The 16,924-nt window shown below is 47.8% G+C and carries 14 protein-coding genes; 1 reads left to right on the forward strand and 13 read right to left on the reverse strand.

Translation table 11 applies throughout. From position 1 onward, the window contains the following. Positions 1–4: 4 nt before the first annotated feature. From H6F72_RS11055 to H6F72_RS11115, 13 genes are all read right to left on the reverse strand, one after another. The gene (locus H6F72_RS11055) at positions 5–220 is read right to left on the reverse strand and encodes a hypothetical protein (RefSeq protein WP_190434742.1); all 216 of its coding nucleotides are present in this window, start codon (positions 218–220) and stop codon (positions 5–7) included. Positions 221–351: 131 nt separating this feature from the next. Beyond that, entirely contained in the window at positions 352–2,664 is a 2,313-nt protein-coding gene (locus tag H6F72_RS11060; protein ID WP_190434745.1) for a phospholipid carrier-dependent glycosyltransferase, read from the reverse strand. Between the two features lie 88 nt (positions 2,665–2,752). Beyond that, positions 2,753–4,006: an ABC transporter ATP-binding protein gene (locus tag H6F72_RS11065; protein WP_190434748.1), complete on the reverse strand. Its 1,254-nt coding sequence runs from the start codon at positions 4,004–4,006 to the stop codon at positions 2,753–2,755. Next, positions 4,007–4,798 carry an ABC transporter permease gene (locus H6F72_RS11070; RefSeq protein ID WP_370527482.1) on the reverse strand — a complete coding sequence of 264 codons (792 nt, stop codon included), beginning with the start codon at positions 4,796–4,798 and terminating at the stop codon, positions 4,007–4,009. Beyond that, positions 4,795–6,060: a glycosyltransferase family 2 protein gene (locus H6F72_RS11075; protein ID WP_190434752.1), complete on the reverse strand. Its 1,266-nt coding sequence runs from the start codon at positions 6,058–6,060 to the stop codon at positions 4,795–4,797. The genes H6F72_RS11070 and H6F72_RS11075 overlap by 4 nt, the downstream gene beginning before the upstream one ends. Then, the gene (locus tag H6F72_RS11080) at positions 6,050–7,354 is read right to left on the reverse strand and encodes a glycosyltransferase family 2 protein (RefSeq protein WP_190434755.1); all 1,305 of its coding nucleotides are present in this window, start codon (positions 7,352–7,354) and stop codon (positions 6,050–6,052) included. The genes H6F72_RS11075 and H6F72_RS11080 overlap by 11 nt, the downstream gene beginning before the upstream one ends. A 23-nt stretch (positions 7,355–7,377) precedes the next feature. Next, positions 7,378–8,550 carry a glycosyltransferase family 2 protein gene (locus tag H6F72_RS11085; protein ID WP_190434758.1) on the reverse strand — a complete coding sequence of 391 codons (1,173 nt, stop codon included), beginning with the start codon at positions 8,548–8,550 and terminating at the stop codon, positions 7,378–7,380. Between the two features lie 81 nt (positions 8,551–8,631). Continuing rightward, positions 8,632–9,753 carry a glycosyltransferase family A protein gene (locus tag H6F72_RS11090; RefSeq protein WP_190434760.1) on the reverse strand — a complete coding sequence of 374 codons (1,122 nt, stop codon included), beginning with the start codon at positions 9,751–9,753 and terminating at the stop codon, positions 8,632–8,634. Positions 9,754–9,778: 25 nt separating this feature from the next. Further along, positions 9,779–10,837, reverse strand: coding sequence for a glycosyltransferase family A protein (locus H6F72_RS11095; RefSeq protein WP_190434763.1), 1,059 nt, complete (start codon positions 10,835–10,837; stop codon positions 9,779–9,781). Positions 10,838–10,851: 14 nt separating this feature from the next. Continuing rightward, on the reverse strand, positions 10,852–12,312 hold the full coding sequence (locus H6F72_RS11100) for an FAD-dependent oxidoreductase (protein WP_190434765.1): 1,461 nt from the start codon (positions 12,310–12,312) through the stop codon (positions 10,852–10,854). Between the two features lie 410 nt (positions 12,313–12,722). Beyond that, positions 12,723–14,483, reverse strand: a complete 1,761-nt coding sequence (locus H6F72_RS11105) for a hypothetical protein (protein ID WP_190434767.1) — start codon at positions 14,481–14,483, stop codon at positions 12,723–12,725. Between the two features lie 301 nt (positions 14,484–14,784). After that, positions 14,785–15,753 (reverse strand): peptidoglycan recognition family protein, encoded by a 969-nt coding sequence (locus H6F72_RS11110; RefSeq protein ID WP_242016882.1) that lies wholly within the window; start codon positions 15,751–15,753, stop codon positions 14,785–14,787. A 347-nt stretch (positions 15,754–16,100) separates the two neighbouring features. Further along, positions 16,101–16,451, reverse strand: a complete 351-nt coding sequence (locus tag H6F72_RS11115) for a hypothetical protein (protein WP_190434769.1) — start codon at positions 16,449–16,451, stop codon at positions 16,101–16,103. Positions 16,452–16,722: 271 nt separating this feature from the next. Between H6F72_RS11115 and H6F72_RS11120 the strand changes: the two genes are divergently transcribed. Further along, positions 16,723–16,905, forward strand: a complete 183-nt coding sequence (locus H6F72_RS11120) for a hypothetical protein (protein ID WP_190434774.1) — start codon at positions 16,723–16,725, stop codon at positions 16,903–16,905. The last annotated feature ends 19 nt before the right edge of the window (positions 16,906–16,924 follow it).

Genomic DNA, 16,924 nt, shown 5'->3' on the forward strand with positions numbered 1-16,924 from the left:
GATGCTAGGGAACCATCGTAAGCGCATCGTCAGTATCAGTCACGTTAGAAGTTACTTGCTGAGCAGGCGAGGGGGAGAGCATCATCTGACCTGCAAAGCCATAGCCCAATAAGTATAGGAAGGCAAATCCAGCTAAGCCCATCTGTATCACTTTGCCCAGCGACCACAGTTGAGGTGGCTGTTCTTGGGGAAGTTGGGGCTTTTTAACTGTTTCAAGCATTGAGTCAACCTGAGCTGCGTCTTGTAATCCAGTAAACGGTTTTTATCCGCTGTATCAGGCTACCTTTGCAGTTACCACCTCAATTACTATCAAAGGGGTGAGACTCAGGGCGGGGTGAGGGTGATTTTTGATTAAAGCGCTGATTTCTCCCACTGCACTCGGTAGAGAATATAACGGCTATCCTCATATACTTCCTCATACCAAGTTTTTACTACTTCGGGTTGGGCGATTGCCAGAGTATCTGGAGGCAGTGACTTGAGCTGTTGCTTATCGAAGAGAATGTGGGAGATTTCTGACTTCTGTAAGGACTGAAAGGCTTGTTTTTCCTGTCCTCGTGCTGCTCCCCAAGTCGCTGGGCGGGCGATCGTGGCGTCACTCCACAAGCGATCGCGATCGCTGTAGAATTGGTCACCATCACTAAAGGTGAGAATTCTAGCTGTTTTGGGTAAGTGAGCATTGATATATTGCCAAGCCGAATAGGAAGGGACTGTTTTCTGTAAATAAGCGGCTTCTGATGTTTGTCCTACTACTACTGGCAAAGGTAGCTCACGAATCACATGGGTTAACCAACCAGTCCAACCGACGCGATTACCTTCGTGGAAGGGTAGAAATGGCGGCAAGTTGAGTGGAAGAAGCACAGCTAAGCCTGTGTACAAAGCTAGACCACCCCCTCTCGCAAAAGAGTTGAGCCAATGGGCAAGCCCTTCACACGATGCTGCTGCCAGAATTGCTAGAAGCGGAGTAATCGGCACTAAAAAGCGCATTTGGAAGCTGCAAAAAGGAGAAGCCCAAAGGACAACGTACAACAAGACGAAGCCTGCAAACCAGGACGCAGCTGAAGAGTAGCGACGGATAAAAACCCATCCAGGTAGAAACAAGAGAAACAAAGGGCCGAGGGTACCACCGTAATCAGCCGCATTCACCGTCATATCCCAAGGCAAGGTGAGCAGATTTAAGACAGAGTCGGGACGCCCAAATTGCTCTAAGAAATGATCTAATCCTCTTTCGGAAACTGCATCCCAGCGATCGGCAGGGGCACCAAACAGACTGAACAGTTCTGGAAAAACTGGATTTCCTGAAGCGAGCCAGCTGCGGAGATACCAAGGAAACGGTAACACTAGGCTGCCTACACTAAGAGCGATCGCGGGGATGACAGCTTGTCGAAAGTTTTTCGTCTGGAACCAAAGCTGTAGAAATAGCCCTATCGCGGCTAGTGCCAGCACAAAGAGCGCCAAGTGTTTACTAGCCAATGCCAAGCCTAGGTTCAGTGCTGCTAAGACTAACCACTGCCAATGTCGCTCTTGTACATATTGCCACAGAGCATATAACACGAGTCCTACATGCAACGCTAAGGCTAAATCAACATAAGCGCTGGTGGCCTCCCACAAAACAATTGGAACAGTTACTAAGAAAGCACTAGCGAGCCACGGAGAAACTCCAGCAACAAAGCGGCGTGTGAGCTGGTAAGTCAGAAGAACGGTCAGGGGCAAAGAAACAAAATGGAGTAATTTGGCAGCGATCGGTCCGCCTAGGGCCAAACCTGCCCCAAAAATCAACTCCCAAGTCATTGGGTAAAGCGAAACATACTGAGCTGGCAAGTCTACTAAATATCCTGCCTCCAGCCACATTTCTGGAAAACTGAGGTGGTAACTGAGCGCATCAAACTCCTGCTCTGGAGCTAAAGCACACACAAATGCAATGGCGATCGCGATCAGAGTAACTCCTTGCCAAATTCGATCAGCAGGGGCCACGGTGGGAGTAAGGCGGGGTTGAGCAGCTGAGCGAAGTTGCAATGAATTGTCAGACTTGAAACAGTAGCCCAGCCACAAACTACCTGCTGCCAAGACAGTTGCAACTAAAATTTGAATACTCAAACGATAGTAAATCCCTAGGAACGCGAGTCCTAGAGAGAGATAAGCCAGCGCACCTAAGCCAATTGCACTGTGGTAGAGCCAGCGATCGCGCCAGTCCTGAAACTGCCAACGCAACAATAGTCGACAAACTCCTAGTCCCAGAAATTGAGCTGCTACCACCGTCAAGCCAGCTCCTACGATTCCTAGGACACTACGCCCAACGGCTTCATGAAAGTAAGGTAACCCTGGTAATAAAACCCGGCGAATCAAGAGATAGGAGAGAGCCACATAAATTGTCAGTCCACCAAATTCAAGCAAAGTGCCATAAAGCAGTTGGGATGGCTGGGTGAATTTTTCCTGTCGTAGCAGTTGACTAATTTTTCTGCCAACTCGCTGCGCTAAAAACAGTAGTAATGCTGCTCCCAAGCCGATCCCCAACAGTGGCAGTAGATCGACTAGATTGGACCAAACTAAGGCTAAATTTTCTGTGGGTGACAACCAGACTTGGCGGTAATAAATCAGAAGTAGCCCCACCGTCCAAGCTAACCATAGAGCAAGTAGGCAGTACTGCGACCCTCTTTGGATTCTCATAGCTGATTTGCTCCTCTTAGGATGCTCGGCTGGCTTAGTCTGAGAGAATAAAAGAAGAGCTAGATTTAGGTTGCCGAGTCGCGATCGCCTAGTAGCGTGTCCCTAAAGCTGGCACTTGGGCAGGGCTAAGCCGCCAGCGATGAGGAGAAGACAGAATTCCCTTTTGCTGAATGGGTGAGCGAACCGATAAAGGATAGGCATGCCAATGGTAGTCGTAGGCATAAGCCCAGTTCTGCTCATAGATGCCCACATCCACAAAGTAGTCTCCTCCTACTAAATCAAGGCGATCGAGATGTAATGTGATTTGGTTTTTGCCGTCGAGCAGAGGTAGCGATCGCCCTAAAGTTTCGGTACTGATATCAAAACAAGCTTGGCCGTCTTCTCGGCTGATCGTCACGCTAATAATTGGAGATTCTACTGGCTGCTCAGCTTGGTAATGAATCTCGATAGCTAAGGGAGCTCCACTCTCAATTTCACCTTTAGGCAGCAAGCGTACATTAGTAATCTCAGCTTCTAAAGAACCGAAACGGTTTTCATTCACTCGCAACTCAATGCCTGAATCGGTCAGCTTAGGGGGGCGTGTAGGAGTCCGCCGCTGAGTCTCAGAGCGCATTTCAGCCACGTATTGGCCTGCAACAATTCCAGGCTCGCCATAAGCGATAATTTGGCCATCGCGTAGCCAGATCGCTTGGTCACACAGTTCTTGAATTTGTTCTGCGCTATGCGAAATTAGGATAATAGCACAGCCCTGCTCTTTCAACTGAGCAATGCGATCCAAGCATTTTGCTTGAAAGGAAATATCCCCAACCGATAAAAATTCGTCTACTAGTAAAACTTGTGGGTCAGTATGCACCGCAACTGCAAAGGCAAGCCGCATCTGCATACCAGTGCTGTAGGTTCTGAGGGGACTGTCAATAAAGGGAGCTAGTTCGGCAAACTCAACAATGGCATCAAAGCGGCGTGCCACTTCCCGCCGAGTTAATCCTGCGACTACACCACTGACAAAAACATTTTCACGTCCCGTCAGATCCGAGTGAAAGCCAGCTCCTAGATCTAGCAAGGCTCCAATCCGACCATTGATTTTTACTTTGCCTTCATCCGGTCGGCCCACCCCTCCAATGAGCTGGAGCAAGGTAGATTTTCCGGCTCCATTTCTGCCAATAATCCCCAGCATTTGTCCAGGCAGAACGTTGAAGCTGATATCCCGTAAAGCCCAGAACTTCTCAACGGGTTGCATGCGGCGCAAACCAGATAGAACGGCTTCTTGAAAAGTTAAGGGGCGATCGCCATGATATCGGGAGAACTGCTTGCCTAGGCCCTGAACTGAGACTGCGTAACGCATTTACAACTCCTCCACAAAGCGATCGCTCTGCCGTCTGAAAATCTGGTGTCCAATGGGAAGCAGCACCACACTCAACGCACTCAAAATTCCTAGCGCCATCCAGTCTGGTTGTACGCCCTGGATCAAAATATCTCGGTAGGATTCCACCAAAAGCACAATTGGATTGAGGTGATAAACCAAACGTAGGTTTTCCGGTACACTTTTCAGGTCGTAAAACAAGGGTGTGAGATAGAACAACAGTTGCAGAATCACCCCAAGAATGTGCTGAGTATCCCGAAACGTGACATTGATCGCGGCTAAAGGGTAGGTGAGGCTGACTGTGAGTACAAACTGCAACGCTAGTAGCAGCGGCATCGCCAAGATAATTGGCTTGAGTTCGATGCCATCAATACTCATAAACACTAGCAAAATGGGCAGCGCTAAAGTAAAGTGAATCAGCCCAGTCGTGACAGTGACTGCGGGCAAGATGGCTGCGGGAAAACCAGGTTGTCGAATTAGTGCCCGGTTATTAGTGATCACACCTGTAGCTTGAAAGAGAGAGCTTTGGAACCAGTTCCACACCAATAAGCCGCTGAACACAAATGAGGAATACTTAGGAACATTAACTGGCAAGACAAGCTGGAAAACAAAGGCAAAAACAGCCAGTTGTAACAAGGGGTTAATGAGCGTCCAAGCAAGACCCAAAGCCGATCGCTTGTAAAGAATTTGGATATCACGAATTACTAATTCGCGGAGGAGATCTAATCGCTGCATCAACTTCCCCTGACGGCGTGATAGGCTAGCTGTTCTCACGACACTGCCTCTGGAGCGCTAGCTGAGTCAAGCAGTACTTCAACATCTATGTTCTCGATGCGTTGACTGCGAAGTCGATCAAAGCTGTAGGAAAATGCTCCTACTAACAGACCTAAAACTTCTAAAGCAATCAGAGAACGAGAGAGCCGATTGGGACGCAGGAAGCGCCGCAGCACTGATTGTAAGAACCATTGGTAAAGCATGACATGCCCTACAGCCAACCAGTGAACTCTACCCTTACTAGTAGAAGCGACTAAATGAGCACCAAAACCGCAGTTATCCCTGAAAATCTTTCGTCGCAATTGAGCTAGACTCGGTTCAGCCGTATGCCAAGCGATCGCAGCAGGTTCATATACCAAAGTATGCCCTTGGGCTAAAAGACGGTGGAACATTTCCAACTCATCGCCACCACGGCTAGGAGTACCATCTCCCAAAGCTCCATCAAAACCGCCTAGCTCAGTAAAGAGAGAGCGGCGGAAAGCCATATTAGTGCTTGTACCTAGCAGATTTGTCCATAACAAATTCCGGTTGGGCACCTCTGCATTCACAATCCGTGATTCTGAAAACACCGTTTTGCAAACGGTACGACGCTGCAACCGTTGCTTCATGCCACCGTAATGCAGCTCATACAGGTATTGTGCTTGAGTTTGTAGTTCAGCAGGTGCAGCCAATCCGGTAACGGCCATAACTTTGCTATCAGCAAAAGTTCTCGCGATCGCTTGCAACCAGAACTTATCCACTGTTACATCGTCATCAATAAAAGCGACGATGCCATGACGTGCAGCTGCAATGCCACGATTGCGCGCCCATGCTAATCCAGTTTGGCTTTCACGGACATAGCGCACTGGCAACTGAGCAACGAGTTGTGCCGTGTCATCATTACTAGGAGTTCTATCGACCACAATGATTTCGTAGCTGGGATAGTCCAGTGCCAGCAAGGATTGTAGACATTGGCTTAGAGCAGAGACGCGATCGCGGGTGCAAACGATGATGCTAATTGGCTCAGCCATAGTTGCTTGTGGCTCAAGCTCTAGGAATTGTTGCTCAACTGTCGCTGCCATCAACTCCCAGCCCAACTGTTCGGTCGCAGCTTGCTGCAATTGCTCAGCTGTCACAGCAATCTGATGACGCACAGGTAAGTAGATCCAACCCAGCGGTTTTTGGTGGTAACGCACCAAAACTTGCAGTTGATGAAAATCTTCCAGATTCCAAACAGAAGAAAGCGGCTGGCTAAAGTCTAAATCAAGTACCTTAGTTGACATAAACAAGCTCCGGAGACTGAGAAGGTTGAGCTGGAAGTTCGTAAGTAACTTGAGGCGAGGAGTTAGTGACATTAACAGCCTTGTCTAGGACCAATGCTGGGATCAACGCTGGAGCCAAAGTCGTAGCTAATGTCGGACGTAGGTGAGCGGCATGTAACCTTTCTGTTCCAGGGATGGCTGGAATGCGACCGATGATTTGTTTGCCATAGTGGAGACGAACTCCAGTAGGGCGCTCTTGCTCTAATCTGCACTCAGCCTGAGCTAACCCTGCCTTGAGATCGATTTCGATATCTAAGAGGTTGGGACTGGAAACAGGGCGAGAACCTTGTAAAAAGGTAGTTAGAGCCTGTTGAGTGCTAGAAGCTTCAGCGATGCCACGCAAATACCAGTAGCCTAAGAGGCGATCGAGCAAAGTGCGCCAGTAGCTCCGTAAGCGCATCCACTCTAAAAGATCGAGCGATCGCCGTAGTCCTTTGGCCAGCAGATCGCCAAGTGCTGGCATTTTGAATATTACAATTAGGGCCATTCGGTCAACCCAGGAGCACCGAGCAATCATGGTTGACACTAATAAAGTGGGTTTTAGCTCTGGATATTTCTGGCCCAGCTGAACATCTGCCTTGCCTTCTTGATATTTGCGACGTAACGAGCGATCGAGATCAGTTAACTCGTGGTGATAGCCCATCGCTGCTTCAGCAAAGGTAAATTTTGCCTTAGCTTGCAACAACCTCATGCCTAGCTCATAGTCCTCATGGCAGCGGAACTGAGGGTCAAACTTACCGACTGCGGCAAACAAATCTGCACTCACTGAGAAGTTGCCACTGAGCAAATCGCAGTAAGCGAAGCGATATCCAGGCTGACGCATTCTCTGAAACATAGCTTCCCACCAACCCCGTAAGGTAATTCGGAAGAAGCCTGTTTGAGCTTTTAGGATAGTGGGTAGGTAACCCAATACCACTTGATTAGCTTGTTTCTGGTGAGTTTGCACATGAGCTGCGACAAACCCTGGAGAAGCCTCAATATCATCATCTAGAAAGATGAGTAACGGAGCTAATGCCAAGGCTGCCCCTTGATTGCGGGCAACCGCAGGTCCCTGGCTCGGTTGCTCAATCACCTTAAGCGTATAAGGCGCTTGATAAGCCTTGAGCATCTCGCTGGTGTCGTCGGTACAACCATCCGCAGCAACGATCACTTCCATCTCAGACAAAGGATAGTTTTGCTGAGCTAGGGCATCAAGGGTCCGTTTCAGAACAGCACTGCGGTTGTGGGTGGGAATAATTACACTAACAGTCGGCATGGTGTTAACGGCTTAAGGAGAACTTAGGCAGATTGTTTGCGAGCAGTTAAATAAGCTTTGGGACCAGCGAGACAACCTTGGAGTTCGGCAAGGGCGAGATCTAAGGGCAAGCTATTTGGCAGTCGGAAGATGGCGCGAAATAGATTAGGGAGTTGGTCGTGGAGAAACCATGCGATCGCAGGCTGCACCATTACCCATTCTTTTTCCACTAGCAGGGTGCGAGTCCAGAAAGCGTAAACGCCCACACCATAACCGTAGAGAGCTCGGCGAAGTTCTTCCCAAGTGCGACGATGTCGATGCCAACTCAGTGCTGTAGGTTCGTAGACAATGCGGTAACCTGCCAGCAGCATGCGAGCAAACATTTCATGGTCACCGCCAGAGCACGTAGCAGTGCCTGCATCCAGATAGGGATCAAATTCTCCTACTTGTTCAAGTAAGCTGCGGCGTACCGCCATGTTAGCCCCAGCACCCACTCTGCCTGTTGCCAACGGGTTCTGTTTAGCACTCTCAAACACAACTCGGTGGAAGCCTTTGCCAAAGGGACTATAAGTTTCAAACCACTCTTGAGCTTCTGTTTCTAGCTCCAGAGGCATGGTTAAACCTGTGGTGCAGATAACGAGGGGGTCGTCAAAATTAACTAAAAGCGATCGCAACCAATTTGGGTCTGGAGCCGCATCATCATCGGTAAAAGCAACAATCTCGTGGCGAGCTTCTCGTAGAGCTCGGTTGCGAGCGTTGTTCAGTCCTGGGCGATCTTCGCGCACATATCGAACCGTGGGGTAATTGATGACTAGCTGTTGAGTTGCATCTGTGGCAGGGCAGTTATCAATTACTAAAATCTCTTGGCCGTCGTCTGGCAACTGCATCAGAGAATCCAGACATCGCTTTAAGTCATCGGGGCGATCACGGGTACAAATGGCCACTGTAGCTAGAGGCAAAGAAAAACTTTTACTTTGCACTTCATCCCAGTCTAGATACTCCCGCAGCCACTGTTCCCAAAGTTGAGACCCAACAGCATTGACCAACCGTTCTCGCAACTCCAGACCACTAATGTGTCCTTCTGCCACAGGCAGGAGCGCTTTGCCTAGCGGTTTGCCATTAAAGCGAATCAAAACTAATGCTTGATTGTATCGTTCTAAATTTGTAATCTCAGCGGGTAACTGTTTTAAGTCAATGTCTAGGACTGCGGTCGCCATTATTTCCCCCAAAGTGCAGTCAAAAATAGTAGATTCTGTTTTCAAAAAATCCGGATAATAGTTAAAAAATTCATTTATTCTTCAGCTATCTAAAGACGTCTTGAATTGATTTCCTTGCATCCACCGATGGAGTGATCTCTCTATTAGTAGTTTTATCCTGATATCAGCCTTGGAATTAATAAACTCTGGTGAAGTACTGACTACTTTTCTGTTAAGCCTAAGTGAACTTGTTAATCTAGCCCCTCGAAAGCATTTAGTAGCAAGTGAATCAGTAATCATCCCGAAAAAATTCATTATCAGTAAAATATAAAATCCTGGTCTTAGTAAAGAAGTTGTAAAGTCTACCTTGAAAGCTGCTGTCAACCAGAACAGCGAAGCTAGATAATTTTTACCTTGGTAGCTTTGACGAGCTAAGTACAGATAGAAGCTACTGCTCGACAAGCGGTAGATTAAAGCAGGGATATCGAAATATTTTTGACGGATTGCCTGTAGCATCAAGGCATGAGATTTGGCCATTGAAGTAAAATCACGGGACATGCTAGCTGGAAGCTTGCGATATCCAACTAGAAATTCTGAAATAACTCGAAATTGGTAATGTTCAGCAATTCGCAGATATAAATCCCAGTCTTCACAGCCCTGAGCATTTTGTTGCTTGAAAATGCAGTTGTAACCGCCCACCCTTTCTAAACAGCTGCGCCGAATCAAGGTTGAGCTAGCATTTCCCAAAAAATAGTGGCAAAGTAGGGTTCTAAAAACAGAACCTTCGATCAGAGAAGCTCGATATTCCCCAGTTTGCCAGTCCGCCTCATCAATATCCGCTGACCAAGAATAAACGAGACCTACTGACGCAGGAGCCTGCGAGAGACAGTGCACCTGTTTTTCTAAATTAGTGGGATACCAAATATCATCAGCATCAATGGGAGCGATAAATTCTCCCTTAGCTGTTTGAATCGCTAGATTACGAGCTGCTGCCACTCCTAAATTGGATTGCTGTAGTAATACAATGCGGCTATCGTTTTGGCTGATTTGATTAACGATCTCAGCAGTGCGATCGCTAGAGCCATCGTCAACCACTAACACTTCAATATTTTTGTAAGTTTGGTTGATTACAGACTCTAGGGTTTTAGCGATAAAACGTTCAGCATTATAAGCCGGAATAATTACAGACACTAAAGGAGTATCAGTCTCCTGGCAGCGACTCATCTTTGCAGCCTGATTAAAAGATTAATTAATGATCAAAAAGTGTTTTAGTCACAGCTCGGTCCTTACCGAGTTGCTCTTGCCAATGCAGATAATTTCCTATTAGAAAAGCAAGGCCGCTATAGATGTAATAGAGCCAGTGCATCAAAATTGCTTTTAGTGTGAAACTCAAGTCCCGCTTTTGTCTGAAAAAGCGATATACGTCTTGATTCAGAATGAGAAGGGCGATCGCCACCAGCAAAAGTCCCCACACAGCCTGAGGACTATAAAAACTGCTCAGCCCTAGCAACAGAAGCAAATAAACTGCCACAACACTAAGACGGCTAGAAACTTGAAGATTGAGATCGTTAGCCATCCCAGAACGACTATCGAGCAATAATTGAGTCCAAGGGATACCGCGATCGAACAAGTCTGTTTTAATCAGGCTGTTAAGCTTCCAGGCCTTGTGATGTTTCACTTGTACTTGTTTGGCTAAAAGAATCTTGCCGCTTGCCTGCTTGATACGATAACCCAAATCAATATCTTCGATGCTGGGACGAGGATAGCGTTGAGTATCAAATCCTCCTAAGGCCAAAAAGGTAGAACGCTTCACTGCGCCACAGCCTGCCCAAAAAGTGGAAGCATCTTCACATCCGGTTTGATGGGTATAGTGATGCAGTAAGTTTTTGTACTGAGCTACAAAGTTGGTGGCTTTGGGGGCATCATCATAAGAGCCGAACACAGCGTCTAGCGTGAGATTCTTGCGGAGAACTTCTGCTAGACGGTTTAACGTTTGGCTGCTGACTTCACAGTCAGCATCAATAAAGCAAAGATATTGACCTTTAGCCACCTGAGCCCCGACGTTGCGAGCAAATCCGGGGCCGCTCTGTGGTTGATGAGTGCTGAGCACAGTGGCTCCAAACTCGGAGGCTATCTGAGCAGAGCGATCGCTAGAGCCATCATCAACTACAATCAGTTCCCAATTTTGGAAGTGCGATCGTGTAATGGCGCTTAAGCAAGCCTGGAAAGCTTCACCACCGTTGTAGACCGGAACCACGATGGAAAGAAACGGGTGAGAAATGCCTTTGAGTGGTGCTGGTTGTCGCATGATCATCTGTGCCCCTACATCCAGCGACCCGCAGCCGTAGACAGAGGCTGCACTTGCGCCGCCCCTTCTGGAAATAACTTTTCAATTAAGCGGAACACATCTTCAATTACACCGTCACTATTCATGTAGTGGAACGAGCCAGTTCTACCTGCCAGATGCAGGTTATCCCACTGGTTGAGGTAGTCTTTGACTTTGCTGAGGGTTGGTTCGTATCCAACTCGGTAAACCGGATAAGCGTAAGGAACCCGCAACACCCAACTTTTGTGCACATCCGCTTTGCTGATCCAACCAATCTGATGCATTTGCTCAATCACCTTGTCCAGAATGGCGTCATCCGACATTTCCCAAGTGGGTTCGCCTCGGCTGGAAAAAATTTCGATCGCCAGAGAGGTGTAGTCATTGCTAGGAACCATTTCTGGCGACCAATTTTTGGGTTCATGAGTGCGACCAAAAATTAGGTCTTTCATGGGAAAGTAGGTCCAGCTATCCTGGCTGACTTGTGGGCGTTTGAGCGCTACAAACAAACAAATGATGTCTCGGTACTCCAAGTTGTAACTCTGTAAAATCTCTTGGCTACCAAGCTCTTCGGGAATCGCTTGCAGTAGGGAGTTGAGTGGAATCGTAGAAACAATTTGATCTGCTTTCAAGGTCAGCGTGGTGCCGTCTTGATGACGAACATTAACTTCAAAACCTTGAGTGAGGGGTGTGCAGCTCAGCAAAGAAGTATGGGTGTGAATCGTGCCGCCCATCGCCAAAATGTTGCGCCGCAAGGCATCCGGAATCATGCCAAACCCAGCGCGTGGGTAATAGAACTCAGAGATGGCAGTGGCAGGCGTTTCTTTAGCTGGAGCGATCGCCTGCTTCACCATTCGCCATAGGCTAGGAATGCCAATCCGTTGAGAAGCCCAAGTCGCAGAGAGCTGGTCGCAGGCAATACCCCAAACTTTCTCGGTGTAGGGTCGGAAAAATACTTCGTACAGTGCCCGACCGTAGCGTTTAATTACCCAATCTTCAAAAGAAATATCCTGACGAGTCTTTTCAGTAAATTTAGTTACTAGGTAACTAAACACCATCTGGGCTGCTTTAAGCGGCGAAAAGATGGATAGCGCTCCCGGCAGTTGAATCGGATAGTTAACAAATTGCTGGTTTAAATAAATGTGGCTAGTGCGAGGTACTACTCGTAAATCCTTGCCTAATAAATCTTTGAGCCATTGCACAACCGTGGGATTGTTACTGTGAAACCGATGCCCACCGATATCGAAGCGAAAGCCATCTTGCTCGAAGGTTCGTGCGAGTCCTCCCACTTCAGCACCTTGCTCAATCAGCGTGACTTTGCAGCCTCGCTTTAGGAGTTCCTGAGCTGCGGCCAGACCTGCAAGACCACCCCCTAAAATCACAAAATTTTGCCTAGCTCTCGTTCCGAAGCAGACGGTTTCAGAATCTATAGCATCTCTCAAAACTTTCGCGGCGATCATCCAGGTAATACTCCAGCAAAGTCAGTGTTCACAGTCAACTTGTCCACGCTGAGACTGTAGCTAAACCCGAAAGCATCAGAAATTCTGGCACAGGCCAACCCTGCTCCGAAACTTCCATTAAGGGGTAGAGTTCTCGCGTTAAATTTTTAGGAATTCTGGGACTTAATCACTGAATCTCCGACCTCGGTATAAATCTACCGATAGGGTGAGGCTCTGTAGTCCTATCAGGGCTGATAGAAATAACTTTGGCACTAAGCTCTAGAGTTTCACAGGGCTGCTACTGAAAGTTTATTAAAAGGAAATATGCCTAGCCATACATACTGAGGGGAAAAATTGCTTAGGCTCTTACTGATTCATAGCTTCAAGCTCTTTGGAATACTTCTTCAGTATGTAAAGTTGTGATTAAATCCTTACGGTGCGGTATTTACTGAGCTAGGAAGCACTTCAGGCCTGCGTACGAATCCTTCGGGAAGACCACGGGCAGGATCACGTAGCCATATATTCTTAGCAGGCTGTGGAGAGCAAGGTATCTCTGCGGCCCAACAAGCTCCCTTGGAGTTTTGAGGCGAGAAATAAACAACATTGTTAACTTGTTGTTGTGTCAATTTGGTCTTAGGCAGTGCAGGTGGTAAGACAAGACGCGATCGCACTGGGGGCTGACTCAAAGCCACGAGTACTAAGGTGCCCGAACACAACAACACCCAAGATTGCCACCGATATTTTTGGCGGTGTGGGTTAGCTGTAAAGCGTTTGTTCAGCTCAATACAACGGTTTTGTAGCTTGGTATGAAACAAAATGGCAACGGACAAGACAGGTAAAAGCACCACGTAGCCAATCCCAAATCTTAAGAGGGGAGACTGCAACATCATGAAGCTGGTGCCAACTACAGCTAAACCCAACACCCAAAGTTGTCCCTGATTTTGTTGCGAGATGACAGTTCGAAAGACATAAATCATGGAAACGATCGAAAGCCCAATTAGTAAAACAATTAACTTGCTAGAGCCGATCGCATTGAACCACTGCCAAAACAGCCACAAAGTCGCAGAAACTCCGGTAGGAGCTGAACCAAACCAAGTCCCCCACCCACGCGTCACTTCGGCCAGTTGCTTTGCCTCTTGCACCGTTTGGGACCAGGGCAAATCAAGGCAGAGGAAAGTAGAGGGATAAAGCGGACATCCAGAAGTCACAAGGCTAAATAGCAGCATGGGTAGTAGCAGACCTCCCAAAACCGCACCACCCATTAGTAACCGCTTGAAGCTGGGGCGCTTAGCTACTAGATAAAACAAGCTAGCAATTAATAAAATTGGCAATGCAGTCAGCTTAATTGTGACGGCTCCAGCGGCCAAAATCAGCGGAATTAGTTCAGGCTCTAAAATACTTTTTGGCCCTGCATTCACAGAATCGGTTCGTTGCTCAGAAATCACTAAAATACTCCAAGCTACGACTCCCGTTAAAAAAATGACGGGGATGTCTGGCGAGGGAGATACCAAAATGACTGACAGCAAGTGGGTAAACAACAGCGGTGGCAGCACTAAGCCAAAAAACAAGGTGGCAAACCAATCGCTGAGCTTAGCCTGAGTTGTGAAGCTTCGAGTCAAACTGACCCAGAAATGTAATACGGCTAAAAGTATGGCAAAGCCATTAGGCAAAGCGCTAACGCGTCCTCCTAAACCCACGGGATTCAAAGGAGCCGCTAGAGCAAACCAAGATGAAGCAAAACCGAACTGCTTTTTCAACAGTGCTAGACCCGGTACTGTACCGAATTCGGACAACCAACGAATGCTGCCGTAGTGATAAATGCCAGTATCGATCCAAGTAACCTGTCGAGTGGTAATAGCCGCGATCGCCAAGGCAAGGATTGAAATTCCTAAAATTAGCCGAGGTGATAGATTGACCCGCCAGGCTACAACTTCTTGACGAGCTGATCGCGGTAAGAGGGAAGCAGCAACTAAAGCAACGGTAACGAACCCACCGACTACAGGAGATAAGGGTAATAAAAGAGAGGTGCCTAGCAATGCTACTGCCAGAACTATCAAACCCAACCAAAGTGCTGCCATCGGGCGATGGGGCGATCGCTCAAAACAGTCTGCCTGCAATAGGTTTAGCAGAGCTACACCAATCGGCCAGCAAGCCATACTTAACACAGTCCAGGCAGCAATAAAGTAAAGCATGAAGGCTAGTTGTGAACTAAGGCTAGGCTAGCATTGCCGATTGGTGGAGCCTCTAGCTTGAGAAGATTCAAACTATTGCCTTATAAAGGTTTTTGTTTATTCAATCGCAATCAAGTGCCTCAAAGATGCAGCGATCGCGACTACTCTACTCGGTCTACTGTCCTTGCTCAAACCACAATGCAGAGAATGATGATGTCTTCGGAGGCATGGTGAGAGCCGTGTTTCAGTTTTAAGCAGGTATATAACCAGTTATCCAATCAGGCGATCGCCTAACTCTGGAAGATCGCTCGGTGAGCTTTAACTAGCTACGTGGGGTAGGAGCCGTCAGAGCGGGTCGAGTGTAAGCACGCAGCAGCGTCAGGAACGTTTGCTGATTAAAACTGCGGGGGTCTTTGCGAGATCCGGAGCGATCGACTGCTTGATGGGTGGTAATCCTCGATTCGGGCACAGCGGCTCTTGCGACTAACCAACTCAGCGATTCGTATTGGGCGACTGTGTAACCGCTGTGACGGTTGCCGTTATTACGACCATCGGGAGGCGTTTCTAAGGAGATATGGTAAGCAAAATTGTTGACAGAGGGTGGAAATTTAGGATGCGTTTTCACCGCCTCTGGACCATTCGGGCCATTAAACACCGAGTTGCCTGCCCCAAAAGCTCGCTTATCAGGGGAAACGAGATACACAATCGTCCCATCCTGAGTAATTAAGGCGTGGTAGCTTGCTTGGTCTTCGTCTCTAGGATGTGGAGTTTGAAAGAATGAGATCGTGCTGTTCGCCGAGCTGACAGTTTCATGCAGCACGACAATCGGTGCATGGGCCGCAGAACGACCGTACACATCCTTGAGCACTCGCTCTCCATAATTTGTGGGATCTGCAAAAGCGACCAGTTCTCTGGGTTGATAAGCCGGGACTGCGGGGAGTCTTGTCGGTGGCTGAGCGGAAGCAGGAGGTGCAGGCTGCGATCGAATGGGTTGAGAGCGAACGGGCCGAGAGACTTGCGGCGGCACTGGCTGAACGGTGGGGGAAGCTGGCAGCGGGACAGTAGGCACAATGACACTAGACTGAATGCTAGCTCGACTATCAGAGGGTCGCATTTGGCTAGGTGGCACTTGGGCGATCGCAATTTGCTGAGGTTGATTCGCCAGAATCTCAGCATCTCCAGGTTGGATGGTTGTTACGGCGTAAACCAGCCACACCACACTAATCACAACAGTCGCTAAGACGGCTTTTAATTGATTATCAAGACTCTGAAACCGACGCAAAAAATTCATAGAGTTTTAAGTAAGGGTTAGGGAGTTGCCAATAGAAGAACAGTGCTAGTAGTTTTGAGGTCTAACTTATGTTTAACGCTCAGTCTAACCAGGCTCAGGACAGAATGGCAGAGATTATTGAGCCTGAAATATTGCAAGCCTAAATAGTTTGTGAGAGGTACACTCCATCAGCTTACGGCTGGCGACAGAGCCATTGATTTAGACATAAGAAAACCCCATCCAGTTTCTGAAATTTGGATGGGGAGATCAGGCTAGTTTAAGAACTTAGGTCAGTGGTTGAAATAAATAACTTTGGCAGGATTCAGCAAATAGATTTCCGCTGGGCAAGCAAAATATTCTATCTACTTCTAGTCGTTACCCGTCACTTTTTCAATTAACTGCTTTGCCCCTTTGATAATTCCTGAGTTTGGCTGATGCTCTTGATAGGACTCTAGATTTTTTTCGTACTCTTGCTCCAAAGCACTGGAATCTTTAGCGACTTTGGTAGCGTTGTTATAAGCTTGCTCACGCTTTTCAACCGACTGCTTCTCTGCCTTAGATGGGTTGGCTTGGTCAGCTCTGAAGTTAGGTACGTTTGCGTCGCCCGCATAGCTAGCTTGCGAAATGATTAGGCTCGATAAGCTCAGTAAGCCAACCAGCGCTATCACTACTAGACTACTGCGAACAAACTGTCCAATAGCGGTAAGAATTCGTTGCATACCCATTTCCTCGTGATTCTAGTGAGACTTTGCAGGCTTTGATCAATACAACCAGCAGCGCGATCGATAACAGCGGTATCAATATCCTTTTGACACGAATCCTACGGTGTCTTAGGAAGCAGCGCCGTCTACCAGAAGGTACATTACTCTTGGCCAAAGAATTACGAAGTATGAATGCTAGGCCCAGGGAGTTAATTAGATACTTGTACGATCGCCCTTAGCAGCACCTCAAGAGCGATCGCCTAGCTTAAGTTTAAGGAATTTGCTCTAAATGGTGCTTCCAATCATCCGGAGTGCTTCTATAACTTTAGATATAGATGGCAAAATTTTTGAGGTTTCGCGGTCGCACGACCATCTACAGGGCAGGTTGACGGAAGTCACTCCGCTTCAGCCGACTGAAACTTCCACAGCATCTATGGAAGCCCTCAAGTCTGCTACTGTGACTGGCGATTAGTGTTTGGTTCCTAGTGTTT

It is taken from the genome of Trichocoleus sp. FACHB-46 (assembly GCF_014695385.1).
Classification (GTDB): Bacteria; Cyanobacteriota; Cyanobacteriia; order FACHB-46; family FACHB-46; genus Trichocoleus.